At 31.3% G+C, this 20135-nt stretch carries 20 protein-coding genes and 1 other annotated feature; of the genes, 16 read left to right on the top strand and 4 right to left on the bottom strand.

Annotation, left to right across the window (positions count from 1 at the left end; genetic code table 11):
• Positions 1-220 precede the first annotated feature (220 nt).
• On the bottom strand, positions 221-862 hold the full coding sequence (gene ytaF, locus J2Z43_RS12990; RefSeq protein ID WP_209457548.1) for a sporulation membrane protein YtaF: 642 nt from the start codon (positions 860-862) through the stop codon (positions 221-223).
• A gap of 126 nt (positions 863-988) precedes the next feature.
• On the opposite strand from ytaF, the gene J2Z43_RS12985 reads away from it, so the two are divergent.
• Positions 989-1381 carry a putative ABC transporter permease gene (locus J2Z43_RS12985; RefSeq protein WP_327786970.1) on the top strand — a complete coding sequence of 131 codons (393 nt, stop codon included), beginning with the start codon at positions 989-991 and terminating at the stop codon, positions 1379-1381.
• Positions 1382-1451: 70 nt separating this feature from the next.
• The gene (locus tag J2Z43_RS12980; RefSeq protein ID WP_209457612.1) at positions 1452-1610 is read left to right on the top strand and encodes a hypothetical protein; all 159 of its coding nucleotides are present in this window, start codon (positions 1452-1454) and stop codon (positions 1608-1610) included.
• A gap of 328 nt (positions 1611-1938) precedes the next feature.
• On the opposite strand, the gene J2Z43_RS12975 is transcribed toward J2Z43_RS12980, so the two are convergent.
• Entirely contained in the window at positions 1939-3132 is a 1194-nt protein-coding gene (locus tag J2Z43_RS12975) for an FprA family A-type flavoprotein (protein ID WP_209457547.1), read from the bottom strand.
• A 300-nt stretch (positions 3133-3432) separates the two neighbouring features.
• Between J2Z43_RS12975 and J2Z43_RS12970 the strand changes: the two genes are divergently transcribed.
• The 8 genes from J2Z43_RS12970 (at position 3433) to J2Z43_RS12935 (ending at position 10330) form a co-directional block, all read left to right on the top strand.
• A complete protein-coding gene (locus J2Z43_RS12970) occupies positions 3433-5277 on the top strand; it encodes a TIGR03960 family B12-binding radical SAM protein (RefSeq protein ID WP_209457546.1) in 1845 nt (614 codons plus the stop codon).
• Positions 5278-5976 (top strand): TIGR03936 family radical SAM-associated protein, encoded by a 699-nt coding sequence (locus tag J2Z43_RS12965; RefSeq protein ID WP_209457545.1) that lies wholly within the window; start codon positions 5278-5280, stop codon positions 5974-5976.
• A gap of 51 nt (positions 5977-6027) precedes the next feature.
• On the top strand, positions 6028-7437 hold the full coding sequence (locus tag J2Z43_RS12960; RefSeq protein ID WP_209457544.1) for an Rne/Rng family ribonuclease: 1410 nt from the start codon (positions 6028-6030) through the stop codon (positions 7435-7437).
• A gap of 112 nt (positions 7438-7549) precedes the next feature.
• Positions 7550-7861 carry a 50S ribosomal protein L21 gene (gene rplU / locus J2Z43_RS12955; protein ID WP_209457543.1) on the top strand — a complete coding sequence of 104 codons (312 nt, stop codon included), beginning with the start codon at positions 7550-7552 and terminating at the stop codon, positions 7859-7861.
• A 12-nt stretch (positions 7862-7873) separates the two neighbouring features.
• The gene (locus J2Z43_RS12950) at positions 7874-8191 is read left to right on the top strand and encodes a ribosomal-processing cysteine protease Prp (RefSeq protein ID WP_209457542.1); all 318 of its coding nucleotides are present in this window, start codon (positions 7874-7876) and stop codon (positions 8189-8191) included.
• 13 nt (positions 8192-8204) lie between these two features.
• Positions 8205-8495: a 50S ribosomal protein L27 gene (gene rpmA / locus J2Z43_RS12945; RefSeq protein ID WP_024620502.1), complete on the top strand. Its 291-nt coding sequence runs from the start codon at positions 8205-8207 to the stop codon at positions 8493-8495.
• Positions 8496-8620: 125 nt separating this feature from the next.
• Positions 8621-9901, top strand: coding sequence for a GTPase ObgE (gene obgE, locus J2Z43_RS12940; RefSeq protein WP_209457541.1), 1281 nt, complete (start codon positions 8621-8623; stop codon positions 9899-9901).
• Positions 9902-9961: 60 nt separating this feature from the next.
• The gene (locus tag J2Z43_RS12935; protein ID WP_027702461.1) at positions 9962-10330 is read left to right on the top strand and encodes a YhbY family RNA-binding protein; all 369 of its coding nucleotides are present in this window, start codon (positions 9962-9964) and stop codon (positions 10328-10330) included.
• A 96-nt stretch (positions 10331-10426) separates the two neighbouring features.
• Here J2Z43_RS12935 and J2Z43_RS12930 read toward each other — a convergent pair whose 3' ends face one another.
• Entirely contained in the window at positions 10427-11341 is a 915-nt protein-coding gene (locus tag J2Z43_RS12930) for a ribonuclease Z (RefSeq protein WP_209457540.1), read from the bottom strand.
• Positions 11342-11586: 245 nt separating this feature from the next.
• Between J2Z43_RS12930 and J2Z43_RS12925 the strand changes: the two genes are divergently transcribed.
• A complete protein-coding gene (locus tag J2Z43_RS12925; protein ID WP_209457539.1) occupies positions 11587-13107 on the top strand; it encodes a type I restriction-modification system subunit M in 1521 nt (506 codons plus the stop codon).
• On the top strand, positions 13097-14227 hold the full coding sequence (locus tag J2Z43_RS12920) for a restriction endonuclease subunit S (protein WP_209457538.1): 1131 nt from the start codon (positions 13097-13099) through the stop codon (positions 14225-14227). The genes J2Z43_RS12925 and J2Z43_RS12920 overlap by 11 nt, the downstream gene beginning before the upstream one ends.
• A 341-nt stretch (positions 14228-14568) precedes the next feature.
• Here the strand turns inward: J2Z43_RS12920 and recX are convergent, their stop codons facing one another.
• Positions 14569-15207, bottom strand: a complete 639-nt coding sequence (recX, locus tag J2Z43_RS12915; protein WP_027702458.1) for a recombination regulator RecX — start codon at positions 15205-15207, stop codon at positions 14569-14571.
• A gap of 251 nt (positions 15208-15458) precedes the next feature.
• Here recX and nadD point away from each other — a divergent pair, with 251 nt between their 5' ends.
• The 4 genes from nadD (at position 15459) to leuS (ending at position 19975) form a co-directional block, all read left to right on the top strand.
• Entirely contained in the window at positions 15459-16151 is a 693-nt protein-coding gene (gene nadD / locus J2Z43_RS12910) for a nicotinate-nucleotide adenylyltransferase (protein WP_209457537.1), read from the top strand.
• Positions 16148-16720, top strand: coding sequence for a bis(5'-nucleosyl)-tetraphosphatase (symmetrical) YqeK (gene yqeK, locus J2Z43_RS12905; protein ID WP_209457536.1), 573 nt, complete (start codon positions 16148-16150; stop codon positions 16718-16720). Before nadD ends, yqeK begins: the two co-directional genes overlap by 4 nt.
• Before the next feature lie 88 nt (positions 16721-16808).
• Complete coding sequence (gene rsfS, locus J2Z43_RS12900; protein WP_024620493.1) at positions 16809-17159, top strand: ribosome silencing factor; 351 nt, start codon at positions 16809-16811, stop codon at positions 17157-17159.
• A gap of 109 nt (positions 17160-17268) precedes the next feature.
• Positions 17269-17456 (top strand) — a binding site (T-box leader).
• Positions 17457-17554: 98 nt separating this feature from the next.
• Entirely contained in the window at positions 17555-19975 is a 2421-nt protein-coding gene (leuS, locus tag J2Z43_RS12895; RefSeq protein WP_209457535.1) for a leucine--tRNA ligase, read from the top strand.
• The last annotated feature ends 160 nt before the right edge of the window (positions 19976-20135 follow it).

Raw genomic sequence — 20135 nt, 5'->3', positions numbered from 1 at the left:
TTTACATAATTATAAAACTAGATTTTATCTTTTAATAAAATACAAATAAAAGAAAATAGAAAAGAATAGAAATAAAACAACAAAAAATATGAAGTAGCTAAAAATTGAGTGCTTGAATAAGTTTTTAAACTATCAAGAGTAGTAAATTTTAGCTACTTTTTTATTTTTAAATTTGAATTATACATCTAGAGGATTATATAAAATAATAAATATCGACAAATTAAAGTTTTAAAAAAGCAAGTACAATAAGCAAAACTCCACTTATCCAAGATATATCCATGTTAATCTTTTCAGATACTTTCCCTCCTAAATTACAAGCTATAACCATCAAAGATGTATTGACCACTAAAAATGAAAATAAGACTAAAGAATAACTAATATCGGCGATTCCAGCTCCGAAACCTGCTGCAAGTGCATCCATTGATAGCGCTAAGGCTAGAGCGACAGATTCTTTTACAGAGAGCGATTTTGATAAATCTTTGTCTGCATTTTCAGGATTTACATAAATTTGCAATATAAAGCTCAAGTTAAACATAGAAAAGTTTATTTCTTTATTAATATTGTTGTTTTTTTTGATAAAAGATTTGGAAGTACTGTCAAACAACTTTATTAAACCTATTAAAAATAAAATTGAAAAACAGATAATTTTAGTTAAACTTGCGGGAATACAAGACCCTATAGCCGATCCTAGAAATAAAGAAATACCCAGAACTAAAGTACAAATAATATTAATAACAGCTACTGATAAAATAGGAATTTTAATCTTATTAGCTCCATAGGCAAAGCTGGCAACAAAAGAATCTATTGAAAGTGCTATAACAAGCAAGAAAATTTCTAAAAAATAAAATACGCTAAAGCTCATAAATGACACCGCCTTTCACTGTCTATTTTATATTTATTCATTCAACAAATTTTTGTTACGAGTTTAAATTTCTACATTTTAAAAATTTATAAAATAAAGTATATACATGGAGATTCTACAGATACTATGTACATGATTATTAGATTTTTAATTTATGGAGCAATAGGATGGTGTATGGAAATAATGTGGACAGGGTTCCACTCATTAAAAAATAAAGACTATAAGATGACAGCTACAACATCTATTTGGATGTTTTTTATATACGGCATGGTAGTTTTCTTTGAACCTGTTTGCGATGTATTGGCAGGACTTCCAATATTAATTAGAGGAGGAATATATGTACTATGTATTTTTGGTATTGAGTACTTAACGGGAGGATTTTTAAAAAGGCTAGGAACATGTCCATGGGATTATACAGGTAGTAAGTATAGCATCAATGGTCTTATAAGATTAGATTATGCACCAGCGTGGTTTTTGGCAGGAATTATATTTGAAGCGGTGTATAGACAATTAATTTAACATATATATCGCATCAAAAGTCAGGACTTCAGCTGTGTCATATATATTAAAATATTAAGGAGTGATAATAGTGGCAAGAAAAGAAAATAAACAAAATAAGAAATTCGAGAAAATAGATACTGAAAATAAAGGTATGTTTAACAGTATTACAAACTCTGTCTCTGTAGAAAATCAGAATCAACATCACAATGCAAAAAAAGCATCTCTTGGACCAAATACAAAGAGATGAGGTAAGGATATATTGCAGGAGCAATTAGAAAAAAATAAATTATCAAAAAGCTAAAGACAATTTATATCGGATTTTGGCAATATGAACTTAGAAATAGAAGCATTAACGAAATATAAACATATAACGAGAAAAAAACAGTGAAACAAAATAGAGACGGTAAAACGTAAAACAAAATACAAAAGCAGTAAATTCTTATTTGAATTTACTGCTTTTGTATTTTGTTTTACTTTTAATTAAAAGATTTGAATTTAATATAAAAAAGGTAGATATAGTAGTTATCATCTACCTAAATCAATTTTTGCTATTTTAGCCGTATAACTAAAATCGTTTATTTTATAAATTGTGCAAATTCTTTTCCGAAGTTTATGCAGTCTTCAAAAGTATCTTCACTTGGTGAGAATTTTTTCTTAAGTGGCTCAACAGGAGATTTAAACACCATAGACTTGATAAGTGTTTGAGCTATTGTTATACCTTCTCCACTCCATCCGAATGATCCGTATACCCCAGCTACCTTACCTTGGTTTATAACTGGATCGATTATTGAAAATAAATCCCACATTGGCTTAACCATAGTTTTGTTAATTGTAGGTGATCCTAATAATACAACTTTAGATGATAAGAAAGCATCATGAACTTCAGATAATTTCATATGTTCTAAGTCGTACAATGTAGCTTCAGCACCTTCTGCTTTTATAGCTTCTACTATTTTTTCACCCATTTTTAAAGTGTTTTCATAAGCTGATAAGTAGAATACAGCAGCTTTATTTTGATTTATAAAGCCAACATCTTCTGTGGCCCATTTTACGTATTTTTCAACTACTGCTTTAGGGTCTTTGCTAAGTATTGGACCGTGAGATGTAAGAATTGTATCAAACCCTACATTTAATTTTCCTAATTTTTCAACTGCACTCAAAACGTGCTTAGCAAATGGTTTTACTATGCAATCGTAGTAGAATCTTAAAGAATCTTCATAGTTTTCCGTTCCATATATTTCAGGATTAGTATCAGCGTAGTGGCAACCGAAAGCATCACAAGTAAATAGAAGTTTATCTTCCTCTACATAAGTGAACATTGTGTCTACCCAGTGTAAAAATGGCGCAGTTATAAATTTGATAGTTCTCTTACCTATATTAAGGGTTTCACCATCTTTTATTACATGACAATTAAAAGGCTTATTTATTTGACCGTCCAAATAAGTTTTTGCTGCTTTTGTGCAGTATACTACGATCTCTGGATTCATATCTAAAAGGTATTTTAAACAACCAGTATGATCCGGCTCAGTATGATGAACTACTACATAATCAATGTCAGTTACTTCAGTTACCTCTTTTAGATTACTAAAGAATTGATCTTTAAAATTCTCTTTAGCAGTGTCAAATAGTACAGTTTTTTCATCTTTGATTAAGTATGAGTTGTATGTAGTGCCGTAATATGTTTCCATTATTATGTCAAAAACTTTTAAGTCTTTGTCAATAACACCCGTATAATAAACATCTTTTTTAATTTCAAAAACATTGCTCATTTTAAATTCCTCCTCTAAAATAAAATCATTTTTATCCATAAGTTAAATTATACCCATAAATTGGCATAAATAAAACTTTATTTTAAAACCCCATAAAAATGTTCACATGAATATAAGTATATATTAACATAATTTACAAAAGATACAATCGACTTTAGTTAAAAACGTAAAAATTCAAATATTCAGTCTAATTCAAATTTTGTCTACCATAATATTATATTTTGATAGTAAAACTTATATCGTGTATAATAATAATGACAAATTTAAATAGATTATAACTAATTGGAGGTTTACTAATAGATGAAGAAAGTTGATTTGAAAAGAATACTAAAAAAAGTAGAAAAACCGTCTAGATATCTAGGCAATGAGATCAACTCTATACACAAAGATACAGATAAAGAGAATCTTATAAGATATGCACATTGTTTCCCGGATATATATGAAGTTGGTATGAGTCATTTAGGCAGTCACATACTTTACGATGTTATAAATAGAGATGAAGATGTATTTTGTGAAAGGGTGTACTCTCCTGGCGTAGATATGGAAAATATAATGAGGGAAAAAAACATACCTTTATTTGCTTTAGAGTCGAGGGAGCCTATAACTGATTTTGACTTTGTAACTTTTACACTTCAATACGAACTATCTTACACAAATATATTAAATATTCTAGATTTAGCAGGTATACCTATATTAAAAGAAGATAGAAAATTAGATGATCCATTTGTAATGGTAGGGGGTCCATGTTCTTATAACTCTGAGCCACTTGCGGATTTTGCGGACATAGTAATACTTGGTGAAGGTGAAGAAGTAAATTTAGAAGTAGTCGATTTATATAAAGAATGGAAGAAAAATAAGACTAGTAGAGAGGATTTTCTATATAGAATATCTAATATAGAAGGTGTTTATATTCCTAGTTTTTACGATGTAAACTACAATGAGGATGGAACAGTTAAAAATGTAGTTACATTAAAAGAAGGAATACCAACAAATCCAAGCAAGAGAATAATTAAAGATGTAGAGAATGTATTATATCCAGAGAAACTTATAGTACCTTATATAGATACAGTACACGACAGGATAGTACTTGAACTATTTAGAGGATGTACTAGAGGCTGTAGATTCTGTCAAGCAGGAATGATATATAGACCAATAAGAGAGAAATCGGTAGAAAGACTAAAAGAGATATTAGAAAAGCTAGTTAAAAATACAGGTTATGATGAAATATCACTTTCATCTCTTAGTACTAGTGATTACACTCATTTATCAGAGCTTACGGACTATTTGGTAGACGAATACGCATCAAACAATATCGGAATATCTCTGCCATCGCTTAGACTTGACAATTTTTCTATGGAAATAGCGGATAAAATACAACAAGTTAGAAAATCAGGACTTACATTTGCACCAGAAGCGGGAACTCAAAGGATGAGAGATGTAATAAACAAAGGGGTAACAGAAGAAGATTTAGAAAATGCAACACGTAAGGCATTTGAAATGGGATGGGATAGTGTGAAATTATACTTTATGATAGGTCTCCCAACAGAGACTTATGATGATCTTGATGGTATAGCAAAATTAGCATATGAAGTAATTGATATCTACAGAGATGTACATCAAGGCAAGCTTAAGAAAAACTTTGGTGTAACTGTAAGTACATCAACATTTGTTCCGAAGCCATTTACACCATTCCAATGGCACGCACAGGATACTACTAAAGAAATAGTAGAAAAACAAAGACATTTAGTTCAAAAACTTAGAAACAAAAATATAAAGTACAATTACCATGATTCAAGTACTAGTTTAATGGAAGCAGTAGTAGCTAGAGGTGACCGTAAGATAGGTAAGGTTATCTACGACGCCTTTAAAATAGGAGCTAAGTTTGATGGATGGTCTGAGTACTTCAAACTTGATATTTGGAAGGAAGCTATGGAAAAGAACGATTTATCAATAGATTTTTACGCTAATAGAGATAGAAATTACGATGAGGTATTCCCATGGGATCACATTGATGTAGGAGTAGATAAAGATTTCCTTATAAGAGAAAACGATAAAGCTAAACTGGATGAAATAACACCAGATTGTAGAAATGGTTGCAACGTCTGTGGTATAAATACGCATGATATAGGAAGGGGATTATGCTAGATGAGTAAGATAATTAGAGTGAAATTTAAAAAAGAAGGGGATATGATCTACATATCTCATCTTGATTTACAGAGACTACTTCACAGGGCATTTAGAAGAGCTGAGATTAACTTATCTCACTCACAAGGTTACAACCCTCACCCAAAGATGAGCTATGGAAATGCGCTTGCTCTTGGTACAGAGAGTCAAGGTGAATATGTAGACATAGAGATAGAGGACGATCTAACAATTAATGAATTCTTGGAGAGAATATCTAAAGAGCTTCCAGCGGGAATTGAATTTATGAAAGCTATGGAAATTGATTCTCAAACACCATCCCTTTCATCGATTATAGATTATGGTGAATATATTTTCAGTATAGACCTTGAAAGACCCCTTAGTAAAGAGTATGTAAAGGGAAAAATAGTCGAGTTTATGAATCAAGAAGAGATAATGATAACTAAAAAGAATAAAAAAGGAAAAATGGTCGATGTAGACATAAGACCTTTAATAAAGAACTTCGACATTATAGATCTAAATGAAGAGAGAATAACAATAAATACAATGATAGCTACAGGATCAAAGCAAAACTTAAATACAAATATATTTATACCAAAGATTTTAGAGATTTTCGGTATAATTATGGATCCGCTAGATGTAGATATACTTAGACGCGATCTTTATATTCAAAAGGATGGGCACCTTGAAACTCCTATGTAGAAAGTATAAAAAATACTTTAAACGAGTTTTTAGATCTTAGAGGTGAAAAGTTTGAAAAGTATAATAATAGAAACATTGACAACTTCACAGAAAACAGCTGTAACTAGCGATAATAAGCTGTTAGACTTTTTTATCGACGACAATGATTGCGAGAAAAAAGTATCAAACATATATCGAGGAGTTGTAAAAAAAGTATTAAATGGAATCGATGCGTGTTTTGTAGACATAGGATTGGAAAAGCTTGCGTATCTACAACTCGATAACGACACAGAGATTAAATCTGGAAGTGATGTTTTAGTTCAGGTAAATAAAGAAGAAGTAGGTACAAAAGGGGCTAAATTAAACTTAGAGATCAGCATTGCAGGTAGATACTTAGTGTATATACCTGCAAATACTCGGGTAACTATGTCTAGTAAAATTAGAGATGAAAAAGAAATTGTCAGACTCAAAAAGCTAGTTAAAGAGACAAATGTAGAAAATCTAGGGCTGATTATAAGGACGGAAGCTCAAGGATGTACAATAGAAGATCTACAAAAAGACATTTGTGAATTGAAATATAAATACAGTGAGATTTTAAAAGAATATAAACTTGGAATAGGTCCGAAGCTTCTCTATAAATCTGAGAGTTCAGCTGTAAAATATATAAATGATAATTTAAGTGAAGAAATAGAAAAAATTGTTACAGATAATGCTGATACTTATGAAGAAATAAAAGCAAAATTAAAGTCTATTGACAAGAAGTTTATTGAAAAACTAGTTTTAGAGGAAGATGAAAATGTATTTGAACTCCATAGAGTTGACGATAAAATAAATAAGCTATTTGACAAGAAAGTTTGGCTAAAAAGTGGAGGTTATATAATAGTAGATAGAACCGAAGCTATGACAGTTGTTGATGTAAATACAGGGAAGTTCACTAAGAGTGCAAAGCTTTCTGATACTATCTTAAAGACTAATTTAGAGGCTGCCTCAGAGATTGCATATCAGCTGAGGATTAGAGATATAAGCGGAATAGTTGTAATAGACTTTATAGATATGAAATCTAGTAAAGAAAAGCACGAAGTACTTAGAGTGTTGGATGAGAGTTTAAAAAATGATAGAAGAAAATCTGAAGTATTAGGGATGACTAGGTTAGGTCTTGTTGAGGTGGCTAGAAGAAGAGAAAAAAGCTCAATAGACTCTTTTTACTTAATGGATTGTGAAACATGTAATTCATCAAACTCTCTAAAGTCTGTAAAGTATGTAATCGATAAGATTGAAAGAGAGATAAGAAGAACAAAAAAACATACTGTGTATAGAGACGTATCTGTAGAGATTAATAGCTCTGTATTTAGAGTTATAACTGAGGAATACTTAAATATTATCGAAAATATAAGCAAAAAATATAGCATAAAAATAACTGTATTGGAAAACCATAAAATAGACCATGAAAATATACACTTGGTTTTCAATAAAAATAGTTGACAAAGTAATGTGATTATCATATAATTAATAACTGTAATGCCGCTCAATAAAGGTCTAAATCTCCGTTTGGAGTACCTTGTATTGGCGAGTTTGTGACCGAGGAGGTGTATATATGTACGCTATAGTTAAGACTGGTGGAAAACAGTATAAAGTTTCTGAAGGTGATGTATTATTTGTTGAAAAGTTAGAAGCTAGCACAGGTGATACTGTTACTTTAGATGAAGTATTAGCATGCTCAAAAGATGGAGAACTTAAATTAGGTGCTCCAGTTGTTGAAGGTGCTTCTGTACAAGCTAAAGTAGTTGAGCAAGGAAAAGCTAAAAAAGTTATAGTTTATAAGTATAAAGCTAAAAAAGACTATAGAAGAAAGCAAGGACATCGTCAAGCATATACTAAGTTAGTTGTTGAAAAAATAAACGCTTAGAGAGTATATATTATGATAAAAGTAAAATATTATTATAATGATGATTTCCAAATCAAAGGGTTTTGTTTAAGTGGACATGCTGGCTTTGCTGATGCAGGTCAGGATATAGTTTGTTCAGCGGTTACATCTAATGCTATTGCTGTTATAAACTCACTAAACAAACTACAAAAAGTTGAATTTGAAACGATAGTCGCTGATGAAGGTCATATAGAGTGTATAGTAGATACATCTTATATAGAGAAATCGAAATTGTTACTTGAGCATTTTCAGCTTGCAGTTGAAGAGATAAAACGAGAATATCCGAAGTATATAAAAATTTTGAAAAAGTAGGGGGTGACTCCATATGTTAAAAATGAATTTACAATTACTTGCATCTAAAAAAGGAGTAGGTTCTTCTAAAAACGGTAGAGATTCTGTTTCTAAGAGATTAGGTGTTAAGAGATTTGATGGACAATTAGTAACTGCTGGAAGTATAATAGTTAGACAAAGAGGAACTAAAATACATCCAGGAACTAATGTAGGAAAAGGTAGCGATGATACTTTATTCGCATTAGTTGACGGTACTGTTAAGTTCGAAAGAAAAGATAAGAAGAGAAAAAAAGTAAGTATATATCCAGTAGCAGTTGCTGAATAATATACTATGGAAGGAGTGTGGATACACTCCTTTTTATTTTAGTAAAAATACAATCGGAATTTACCTAGAATTTATATGTAAATTTGGGGTAAAATAGTATAAAGATTAATCAAGTAGGTGATGTTGTGTTTATAGATAAGGCGAAAATATTCGTTAAGGCTGGAAATGGTGGAAACGGTGGAATATCTTTTAGAAGAGAAAAATATGTTCCAGCAGGAGGCCCTGATGGCGGAGACGGCGGACGTGGTGCAAGTGTAGTATTTGAAGTGGATTTAGGGATAAGAACACTTCTAGACTTCAAATATCAAAGAAAATACTTAGCTCCTTCAGGCGAAAACGGAACAAAAAGAAAAAGAGCTGGTAAAAACGGAGAAGATATAGTTTTAAAAGTACCAGCTGGGACTGTAATTAGAGATGAATCAACTGGGCTAGTTTTAGCAGATTTAAAAGATGAAAATGATAGAATTGTGGTTGCAAGAGGTGGATATGGCGGTAAAGGTAATCATAATTTTGCCACAGCAACTAGACAGGCTCCAAACTTTGCAAAGCCTGGAACAGATGGAGAAGAAAGATGGATAGTACTTGAGCTTAAAATGCTTGCAGATGTAGGTCTTTTAGGATTCCCTAATGTAGGCAAATCTACTTTCTTATCGTTAGTTACAAAAGCTAAGCCAAAGATTGCGAACTATCATTTTACGACTATTACTCCAAATTTAGGCGTTGTGCAGACTAAACATGCAGATAGTTTTGTACTTGCAGATATTCCGGGAATAATAGAAGGAGCTTCTGAAGGAATAGGGCTTGGGCATGAGTTTTTAAGACATGTAGAGAGAACAAAGGTGCTTATCCATATAGTAGATATATCTGGTATAGAGGGTAGAGATCCTATTGACGATTTTGATAAGATAAATGAAGAGCTTAAACTGTACAATGAAAAACTTGCAACAAGACCTCAAATAGTTGTTGCAAACAAGATGGACATACTTCAAGACGAAGAAGTATATGAAGAATTTAAAAAGACTATTGAAGCAAGAGGATATAAAGTGTTTAAAATGTCTGCAGCTACAAGAGAAGGTGTAGATGAGGTAATAACTTATGTATCTAATGTTCTAAAAGAAGTTGAAGAAATAGAGCTGATTTCAGAAGAGGATATGTATAAACCAGAAGCTGAATTAATAAACGATGAAGACTTAAATATCAAAATAGATGAAGATGGAGTATATGAGGTTACTGGAAAAGCTCTTAGAAGAATTATGTATTCTATAAACTTTGACGATATGGAGTCGCTTCAATTCTTCCAAAAGTCTATGGAAAGCAGAGGCGTATTCGATAGACTTAGAGAAATGGGTATTGAAGACGGAGATACTGTTAGAATATACGAATTAGAATTTGAGTTTTACAATTAAATTATAGATCATGAGTCTAGATTTAATAAATAGATTATATAATAGAAAAGTGGTGAAGTAATGTTAAAGGGGAAACAAAGATCTTATTTAAAATCTTTAGCAAACAACCTTAAACCTACAACTCAGATAGGTAAAGACGGTGTGACAGAAAGCTTTTTAGAGCAGTTAGATGGCATGCTTAGAACGAGAGAGCTAGTAAAGGTAACAATACTAGAGAATGCGGGATTAGATGCTAAGGAGACTGCAAATGAAGTTTGTAAAGCTTTAAGAGCAGAGTTTGTTCAGGCTATAGGGTTTAAATTTACTGTATACAAGAAAAATATGGAAGATCCTAAAATAGAATTTCCGGGACATAGCCAAGCGAAAGCTAAGGTTAGAGACAACAAAGTTACTAAAAAAGGGAATCTTACAAAGAGCAATTACAGATAGTTATAGCTAGTTATAACAATTTGTAGTGTTTATAAAAAATAGTTGTTAATTATTTAGACACACTCGCATTGAAATTCGAGCGTGTCTTTTATTTTATTATTTATATTTTAAGCTTAATTTAAGACCATCTTCACCAACAATTGTGTTTTCAAAGACATCTTTTGCATTATCAATAAATATTTCGGGCTTCATAACAGAGGGGCTAAAGTGAGTTAATAATAACTGAGAGGCATTTCCAAGTCTTGCTAAGTTGGCACTTTCCCTAAATGTCATATGCTTGTTTTTAACAGCTTTATCTATATCTAAATCATCTCCATACATTGCCTCGCACACTAGAAGATCACTGTCTTTTATAAAATCAGGAATCTCGAACACAGGTCTTGTATCCGTTATAAAACTTAGTTTAATTCCAATCCTTTCGTTGCCTAGCACCATTTCCGGAGTATATGTCTTGTCGTTTATAATCATAGTTTCACCATTTTGGAGCTTCCTCCACATAAATCTTGGAACATCATTATAAAAGGCTTTGTCCATATCAAATTCTCTACTTCTGTTAAATTTAAAACTGTATCCAATACATTCGACTGAATGTTCTAAATCTATCGTAGAGATCTCTAGATTTTTAAAGTTTGGATCGGAGAGTTTAAAATTTACTTCGGGGTTTTCAACTACTTTCACATTGTACGGCAGTACTCCTAGAAGCGATTTCATATACTTCACAGCATCTATTATTCCAGAGGGTCCAAGTATAGTTAAGTCTTCTGTTTTACCGCTATTTCCAATAGTGGACAAAATACCTGGTAGCCCAAAAATATGATCTCCGTGTAGATGAGTAATACAAATCAAATCAATATCCTTAAAACCGCATTTATTGACTTTTAAGGATACCTGAGTTCCTTCTCCGCAATCTATTAAAATTTTTCTTCCATTGTAGTTTATAAATAAAGATGATAAGAATCTATTTGGAATAGGCACATTTCCGCCGCATCCAAGCAAAGTTAAATCTATCATATCGTCTGAGTATCTCCTTTCAAAATTCCTTTACCAGATAACATACATCCATTCTATCATTAATTTAGGATTTACATATTATTTTTTCTAAAATCAAATTAAATATACGATTAAATACCTTTATTAATTAATTATTACCATTTTTTACCAATTATTGTACTTTTTTTACCAAACTAGTATAAAAAAGTGCTTAAAACTGGTAAAATGGACTTAATAAAAGGGTAATCATGGAGGATTTAAATATTATGTCAGTATCAGAAATAAAAATAGAAGAGAGTATGTGGTTATTGGCAGATAGATTGAGGGGAAGTATGGATCCATCAGAATATAAAAATATTGTTTTAGGCCTAATCTTTTTAAAATATATATCAGAGACATTTGAAGAAAGATATGATGTGTTAAAAAATAATGAGAGCTCAAATGAAGAAGAGAAAAGTGAGTATATATCGAAAAATATATTCTGGGTACCACAGAAAGCACGTTGGGATTACATAACAAAAAATGCAGAAAACAAAGATTTAGGTAAGATAATTGATAATGCTATGAGTATGATAGAAAAAGAGAATCCATCTCTAAAAGATGTATTGCCAAAGGATTTTGCAAAGCCACAGTTGAATGCGTCAAAATTAAGAGATGTAATTGATCTATTGAAATTTAAAGTCAGTGATGCAGATAGCCAGTCCAAAGATATACTTGGAAGAATTTATGAATACTTTTTAAGTAAATTCGCAAGTGCTGAAGGAAAAGCAGGAGGTGAGTTTTACACACCGAGATCTGTCGTTAAATTATTAGTTGAGATGTTAAAGCCATGTAAGGGGAATGTATACGATCCATGTTGTGGATCTGGTGGATTATTCGTGCAGTCTGAAAGGTTTATAGAAGATCATAAAGGTAAACCAGGAGATATTCGTATATTCGGACAGGAGTCGAATCCAACAACTTGGAGAATGTGCAAGATGAACTTGGCACTTAGAGGTATTGACGGGGATATAGGAAATAGCAATGCAGATACATTTCACAATGATTTACATAAAGATTTAAAGGCAGATTATATATTGGCAAATCCGCCGTTTAACATAAGTGATTGGGGCGGTGAAAAGCTAGAAGATGATAGCAGATGGGTGTATGGTATTCCACCTCGTGGAAATGCAAACTACGCATGGATACAACATATAATATCGAAGTTATCTGACAAAGGTAGAGCTGGATTTGTAATGGCAAATGGCAGTTTGTCTACAAAAAATATTTTAAGTGAGTATGAAATACGTAAAAAACTAATAGAAAATGATTTAATTGACTGTATAGTTTCACTACCTGCTCAGATGTTTTATTCAACTCAGATACCAGTGTGTTTATGGTTTTTATCAAATGATAAAATAGAAAACAATAAATCTAGAAAAGGTGAAATTCTGTTTATAGATGCCGGTAAAAAAGGATTTATGGCCGACAGAATTCATAAAGAATTTGCAGAAGATGAAATTCATGAGATATCTAGAACATATCATTCTTGGAGAGGAAGCATTGACCAAGTGTATAAAGATATTCAAGGGTACTGCAAAGTTGAGACTATTGAGAATGTAATAAAAAATGATTATGTTTTAACCCCAGGTAGATTTGTTGGTGTAGAGTTGGAAGAAGAAGAAATAGAGCTATACGATGATAAGATGAAAAGATTAACTAAAACTTTAAATGAGCAATTTATAAAATCTCATAAACTTGAAGAAGATATCAAAAGAGTACTTGGAGGAATTGGTTATGAAATATAGCGATGTTAGAATAGAAGATATATTTGTAGCTCGTTATGGAAAGTCACTTCCAAAGTTGAAGAGAAAGGAAGGAAATGTAAAAGTATATGGCTCTGGAGGAGTTATAGGATATCATAATAAAGCCTTAGTAGAAGGTCCAGCAATAATACTTGGTAGAAAAGGAAATATAGGAAAGGTATTTTATGAGGAGGATGAGTTTTTCCCTATAGATACGACTTACTATATAGAAGAAGACAGTTCATATGATCTTAAATTTATATATTATTTGTTGCAGACACTTAATCTAGATAAATTAAACACTCATAGTGCGGTGCCAGGAATTAGTAGAGAAAATTTATATAGACTAAATGTAAGTATACCTGATAAAAGCAGACAGACTGCTATAGGAAAAATATTAACATTATTTGATAGAAAGATAGAATTAAACAATGATATAGTGGATACAATTGAAGAAATAATCTCGGCTATATTTAGAAGATGGTTTAAGGATTTTGAATTTCCAAACTCAGATAATAAGCCATATAGAACAAATTCTGGAGAATTTATCGAAAGTGAGTTAGGTCAAATACCTATTGGATGGGAGATTTCAGAACTATCTCGATTAATAAAGATAAAATCGGGAAAAAGACCTGTGAATACTAGAGAAAAGTACAACAGTGAATATAGTATTCCTGTAGTTGGAGCAACTAAAATAATAGGTTATACAAATGAGGCACTTGTTGAGGGATCGATAATAACGACAGGTAGAGTTGGAACGCATGGATGTATTAGTCGATATGACCAGCCTATTTGGATATCAGACAATGCGTTTTATATAAGGAGTGAATATGAAGAATACATATATCAAGTAATGAATTATATTGATTATTATTCACTAAACAGAGGGTCGACTCAACCTCTAATAAGCCTAAATGACCTCAAAAAGTATCCGATGTTGTTGCCTCCTATAGAAATAATAAAAGACTACGAAGAAAGAGTATGTCTGTTATCGAGAGAAATCGATACGTATAAAAAAGAAAATATGACATTGAATTATATAAAGGCAACGATAATGCCAAAGCTTATATCTGGAGAAATTGAACTTCCGAGTTACGATAAGGCTATAGCTTTTAATTATTAGAAGTTTTTATACGGTAATAAATATTATTAGGTTATAAATTTATAGACAAATAATAGACCAACTGAACGAATTAATATCAGTAAATATAATTTATTCGTTCAATTGGCCTATATATTTTTAAAGTTAACTTCCGCTTCGAGAAAAACTCCATTTTTGTTGTTCATTCGAGTCATTTCAATTCAATTACATAATATCATAAATATTAATTACTTAAGACTTTCCTCTTTGTACAACTTAAAAACATTGTATATTCCGAGCATAAAGCTTAGTACTCCGATAATAATCTTAGTCATCACAAACCTCCAAGCAAGTTGATTATCTATATATTATAGCATATAAATCTACATATCATATTCATCTGTATTTAAAAGCTTATCCAAAACCCTCTTTACAGTATTGTAATCGAAGCCTTTATAAGAAAGATGCTGATACAGTTTTTGGTAGGCCTTTCTTTTTTCTAACTTATTTACTTGAGCGTATTTTTTCTTAGCTAAATACATTGCATTTTCAAACTCTACATCATCGTCGATATCGGAAATTGCATCGTTGATATCTTCTTTTTTTATACCTTTTGTGTACAGATTTTGCTTGATCTTATTTTTACCCCATTTGTTAAGATGAACGTTTTTATTGGTTAGTTTATGAGCTAATGAATTGTCGTCTATTAATTTATATCCTTCCAAAAATTCAACAACTTGGTCTATAATGTGCTCGTCGAAATCTTCAGCTAGTTTGTCCCTCATAGTTTTTTCGGATTTATCTGTACGAGTGAGCATATTTATCGCTTTGTTCTTTGCCTTTATAAACATTTCCTTGTCAAGCATTTCTTTTAAACTTTCCTCATCTATAGAGTCACCTTTTTTTAGATTAAATGAGTATATAAGTTCTTTATACACGCCTACAAAGTATTTATCGTCTACATAAATATTTACTCTATCTTCGTTTTTTTTCTGTGCCTCCAGTTTTGTAATTATTGCCATAATATAATCCTTTCCAATTTAAATACATAAAAATCTATATATAAATTATTATACTACAATTAAAAATATATTTAAAAAACTAAAATATAAATTGCATTTTTAGATAAACTATAAATAACTAACAAAATGTTTTTTACTATAACACTATACTACAAAATAATCAAATTTAAATCATTAAAAAACATTTATATACTTTAAGAAATCTAAAAAAATGATACAATATATAGTATAACATTAAAAGGAGACTTAATATGAAAATAGATGATCTAGTTAAGACCGCTGACAAAGTAAATGCTGAAAAACTAGAGAGATTTAAACACAGTTCGAAAAAAATAAAATTAGGTATTCTAGGAGGAACGTTTGACCCAATTCACTATGCTCACTTAGCTACTGCTGAATTCATTAGAGATAAATACAAGTTAGATAAAATAATATTTATTCCATCAGGGAATCCTCCACATAAAAAAAGTATAGTAACCGATAAAAAAGATAGGTACAATATGGTTCTTTTAGCAACTGAAAGCAACGATGATTTTTTTGTATCAGATATTGAAATTAAAAAAGAAAAGAGATCTTATACCGTTGATACATTAGAAATGTTAAATCAGTGTTATAAAGATGCAGAGTTATATTTTATTACAGGGGCTGATGCTATATGCAGTATAGAGGAGTGGAAAGACGTAAAGCGTAACTTTGAACTCGCAACATTTATAGCGGCGACTAGACCTGGGATAAGCCTTCTTAGGGCACAAGAAACAATTGAAAAGCTAATCAAAAAATACGATGCAGATATTATTACTGTTTACGTACCTTCACTGGATATATCTTCAACATATATTAGAGATCAATTAGAAGTTGGAAAATCTGTTAGATATTTGATGCCAGATAGTGTAGAGAAGTATTTATACGATAAAAAAATATACAGTATGGAGATGAGTAGATGAACATAGAAGAGATTAATCAAAAACTTAGTACATTGTTACCAAAAGGAAGAGTTAATCATTCTTACAGAGTTGCGGATTGTGCTGTAAAACTGTCTAAAATATACAACTGCAATGAAGAAAAGGCGTATTTAGCTGGTATCGTTCATGATGCAGCTAAATGCTTAAAGGATGATCAAATTAAGGATTATGTAGAAAAATATGAAATTTACCTCGATCCTATTGAAGAAAATAACTTAGCTTTATCACATAGTGTAATAGGGTCATATATAGCTGAGTACGAATTTAATATAAAGGACAGAGAAATAACTAATGCTGTAAAATACCATACGACTGGTAAAGAAAATATGGAACTTCTTGAAAAAATTATATACATAGCTGATTTAATTGAAGATGGAAGAACACTACCACATGTTCAACATCTTAGAGATTTGGCATATGAAGGAAAGTTAGATGAAGCTTTACTTATCTCATTCAATAATACGCTTAATTTTGTTATAAAAAATAATAATTTGATACATCCTCGCACAATTAGTGCAAGAAATTACTTAATTAAAGAAATGTTATTATAATTTAAGTTTTATGGTATAATAACTAATAGATTTGTTTAGTAGAGATTTGATTTATGAAAGAGAGGATTATTATATGGCATTTGAACAAATGACAGTAGACCAAATGACAAAAGTTATATACGACGCTATTGAAGATAAACTTGGCAAAGATACAGTTATCATTAATGTTGGAGCAGTATCAAGTCTATGTGATTACTTTATTATAACTACAGCTTCATCACAGAGACAAGTTAAGGCTATCGCTGATTCAGTAGAAGAGGAAATGACTAAGAACGGTATGGAGCCTAGAGGTAAAGAAGGCTATGATACTAAGAACTGGATACTTATAGACTATGTAGATGTTATGGTTCATGTATTTGATGAAGATAACAGAGGATTTTACAACTTAGAAAAGTTGTGGAGAGATGCTCCTTATATAGATGTCGAAGGTTTGAAATAAATATTTATAAAATGTATTGACAATAAAAAATTTTTATGATAACATCTAAAATACTTAACAAAGTTGTTGGTATATTTTGTATAGTTAGAATATTTATAAAATTAGAATTATTACAATAGACTAGAGTAGTAGGAGAGTATATTTTTAAAGAGAGTTAGTGGTTGGTGTGAACTAATAATATATATATCCGAACTTGCTAGATAAAACCTATTGACCTTAGCTGGTTTAAAAGCTTTGAGAGAGTTCAAAATTTTGAGCTAATTAGGGTGGTACCGCGATGATATCCTCGTCCCTAAACGTAATGTTTAGAGACGGGGATTTTTTAGTTTCTAAAACAAATAAAGTAATTATAATTTAAGCAATTATAAAAAATATTTAAATATAGGAGGTATTATATGAGCGTTTATAATTTTAAAGAAATAGAAAGCAAATGGAAAAAGATATGGGAAGAAACAGGTCAGTACAAAGTGGATACAAGACAGACTGATAAGCCTAATTACTACACTTTAGAGATGTTTCCGTATCCATCAGGACAAATACACATGGGTCACGTTAGAAACTACTCTATAGGTGATGTAGTTGCTAGATTTAAGAAAATGGAAGGGTATAATGTACTTCATCCAATGGGATGGGACTCATTTGGACTTCCAGCTGAAAATGCCGCTATAAAAAATGGAATTCACCCACACATATGGACTATGAAAAATATTGAAGAGATGAAGGATAAACTAAATTTACTAGGGGGAAGTTACGACTGGGATAAAGAGATAGCTACATCAACTCCAGAGTACTATAAATTTACTCAAGAGATATTCCTAAAATTCTTAGAAAATGGCTTAGCTTACAAAAAGAAATCACTAGTAAACTGGTGTACATCTTGTGAGACAGTCCTTGCAAATGAGCAGGTTGTTCAAGGAGGATGTGAAAGATGTGGATCTACTGTTATTAAGAAAGATCTTGATCAGTGGTACTTCAAGATAACAGACTTTGCAGAAGAGTTGTTGGAAGATTTAGATACACTTGATGGATGGCCAGAAAAAGTAAAACTTATGCAAAAGAACTGGATAGGAAAGAGTGAAGGAGCTGACATAGACTTTAAGATAGCAGGTACTGATAAAACTATGACAGTATTTACTACTAGACCAGATACAATATACGGAGTGACATGTATGGTATTGGCACCAGAGCTAGATTTAGTTAAAGAATTAGTAGCGGGGACAGATTATGAAAAAGATGTAGAGAACTTTGTAACAGAAATGTACAAATATAGTGAAATAGAGAGAACATCAACTGATGCAGAAAAGCAAGGTATGTTTATAGGCAAATATGCAATAAATCCAATAAATGGAAAAGAAGTTCCGATATGGATAGCAAACTACGTTATGCCAGACTACGGAACAGGCATTGTAATGTCAGTACCGGCTCATGATGATAGAGATAAAGAGTTTGCACAGAAGTATAAAATAGAAATAATCGATGTAATAGATGAAGATGGAAAAATGATAAACTCTGAAGAGTTTAATGGAATGAATAATAAAGACGCTTTCAAAAAAATAATAGAGAAGGTAGAAACTTCTAAATTAGGAAAGAAGACAGTAAACTACAGACTTAGAGACTGGTTGCTATCAAGACAAAGATACTGGGGATGCCCTATACCTGTTGTGTACTGCGACGATTGTGGAATAGTTCATGAGAAAAAAGAAAACTTACCAGTATTACTTCCAACAGATGTTGAGTTTACAGGGAAAGGAGAGTCGCCTCTTACTACTTCAAAAGAATTTATGAATGCAACTTGTCCAAAATGCGGAAAGCCTGCGAAAAGGGAAGTTGACACAATGGATACATTTGTCGATTCATCTTGGTACTTCTTAAGATATACGGACAATAAAAATGAGGAAGAAGCATTTGACAGCGAATTAGCGAATAAATGGCTTCCAGTAGATCAATATATAGGTGGAGTAGAGCATGCCATCCTTCACTTACTTTATGCAAGATGGTTTGTAAAAGCATTCTATAAAATGGGAATGGTAAACTTTAGAGAGCCATTTAAAAACCTACTTACTCAAGGTATGGTGCTAAAAGATGGCACTAAGATGAGTAAATCAAAAGGAAACACAGTATCTCCAGTAGAGATAATTGAAGAGTACGGAGCAGATACAGCTAGATTATTTGTGCTGTTTGCAGCACCACCAGAGAGAGATCTAGAGTGGTCAGAGCAAGGTGTTGATGGATGCTTCAGATTCTTAAACAGAGTTTACAGACTAGTTGACGAGTTAAAAGATATAGTTAAAGAAGACACTTCATTTGGCGAAATGACTAAAGAAGATAAGCATATGAGATTTACAGTAAACACAACACTTAAAAAAGTTACTGAAGACTTAAGTGAAAAATTTGGATTTAACACTGCAATATCAGCTCTTATGGAATTGATAAATGAAGCGTATAAATACAAAGAATTAGATACTAGAAATAATGCAGTTTTAAAAGAATGTGTAGAAACAGTAATAGTAATACTTGCTCCATTTGCACCTCACTTAGGTGACGAGCTTTGGTCTATGATAGGTAAAGAGGGAAGTGTATTTAGTATATCTTGGCCAAAATACGATGAAACTGCACTAGTTCAAGATGAGATAGAAGTAGTTGTTCAAGTAAATGGAAAAGTAAGGGACAAAATGAATATACCTGCTAATACAAGCAAAGAAGATTTGGAAAAATTAGCTATGGATAACAATAAGATAAAAGAACTTGTTGAAGGTAAGACAATAGTGAAAATAGTTGGAGTACCTAATAAACTTGTTAATATAGTTGTAAAATAATTTTTGAATATTAGTCTAATGAAGTTTATAAAGTACTGATAATAACCATAAAAGTGAGCCTGTAATGTATTAACTGATAAAATTGAAAATTGATTTTATCAGTTAATACATTACAGGCTCATATAATTATAAAAATAATTCGTTTATGATATAAAGTATA

The organism is Metaclostridioides mangenotii, from assembly GCF_017873185.1.
Classification (GTDB): domain Bacteria; phylum Bacillota; class Clostridia; order Peptostreptococcales; family Peptostreptococcaceae; genus Metaclostridioides; species Metaclostridioides mangenotii.
The sequence above is the reverse complement of the archived record's forward strand: the minus strand, read 5'-3'. Positions and strand labels throughout refer to the sequence as shown.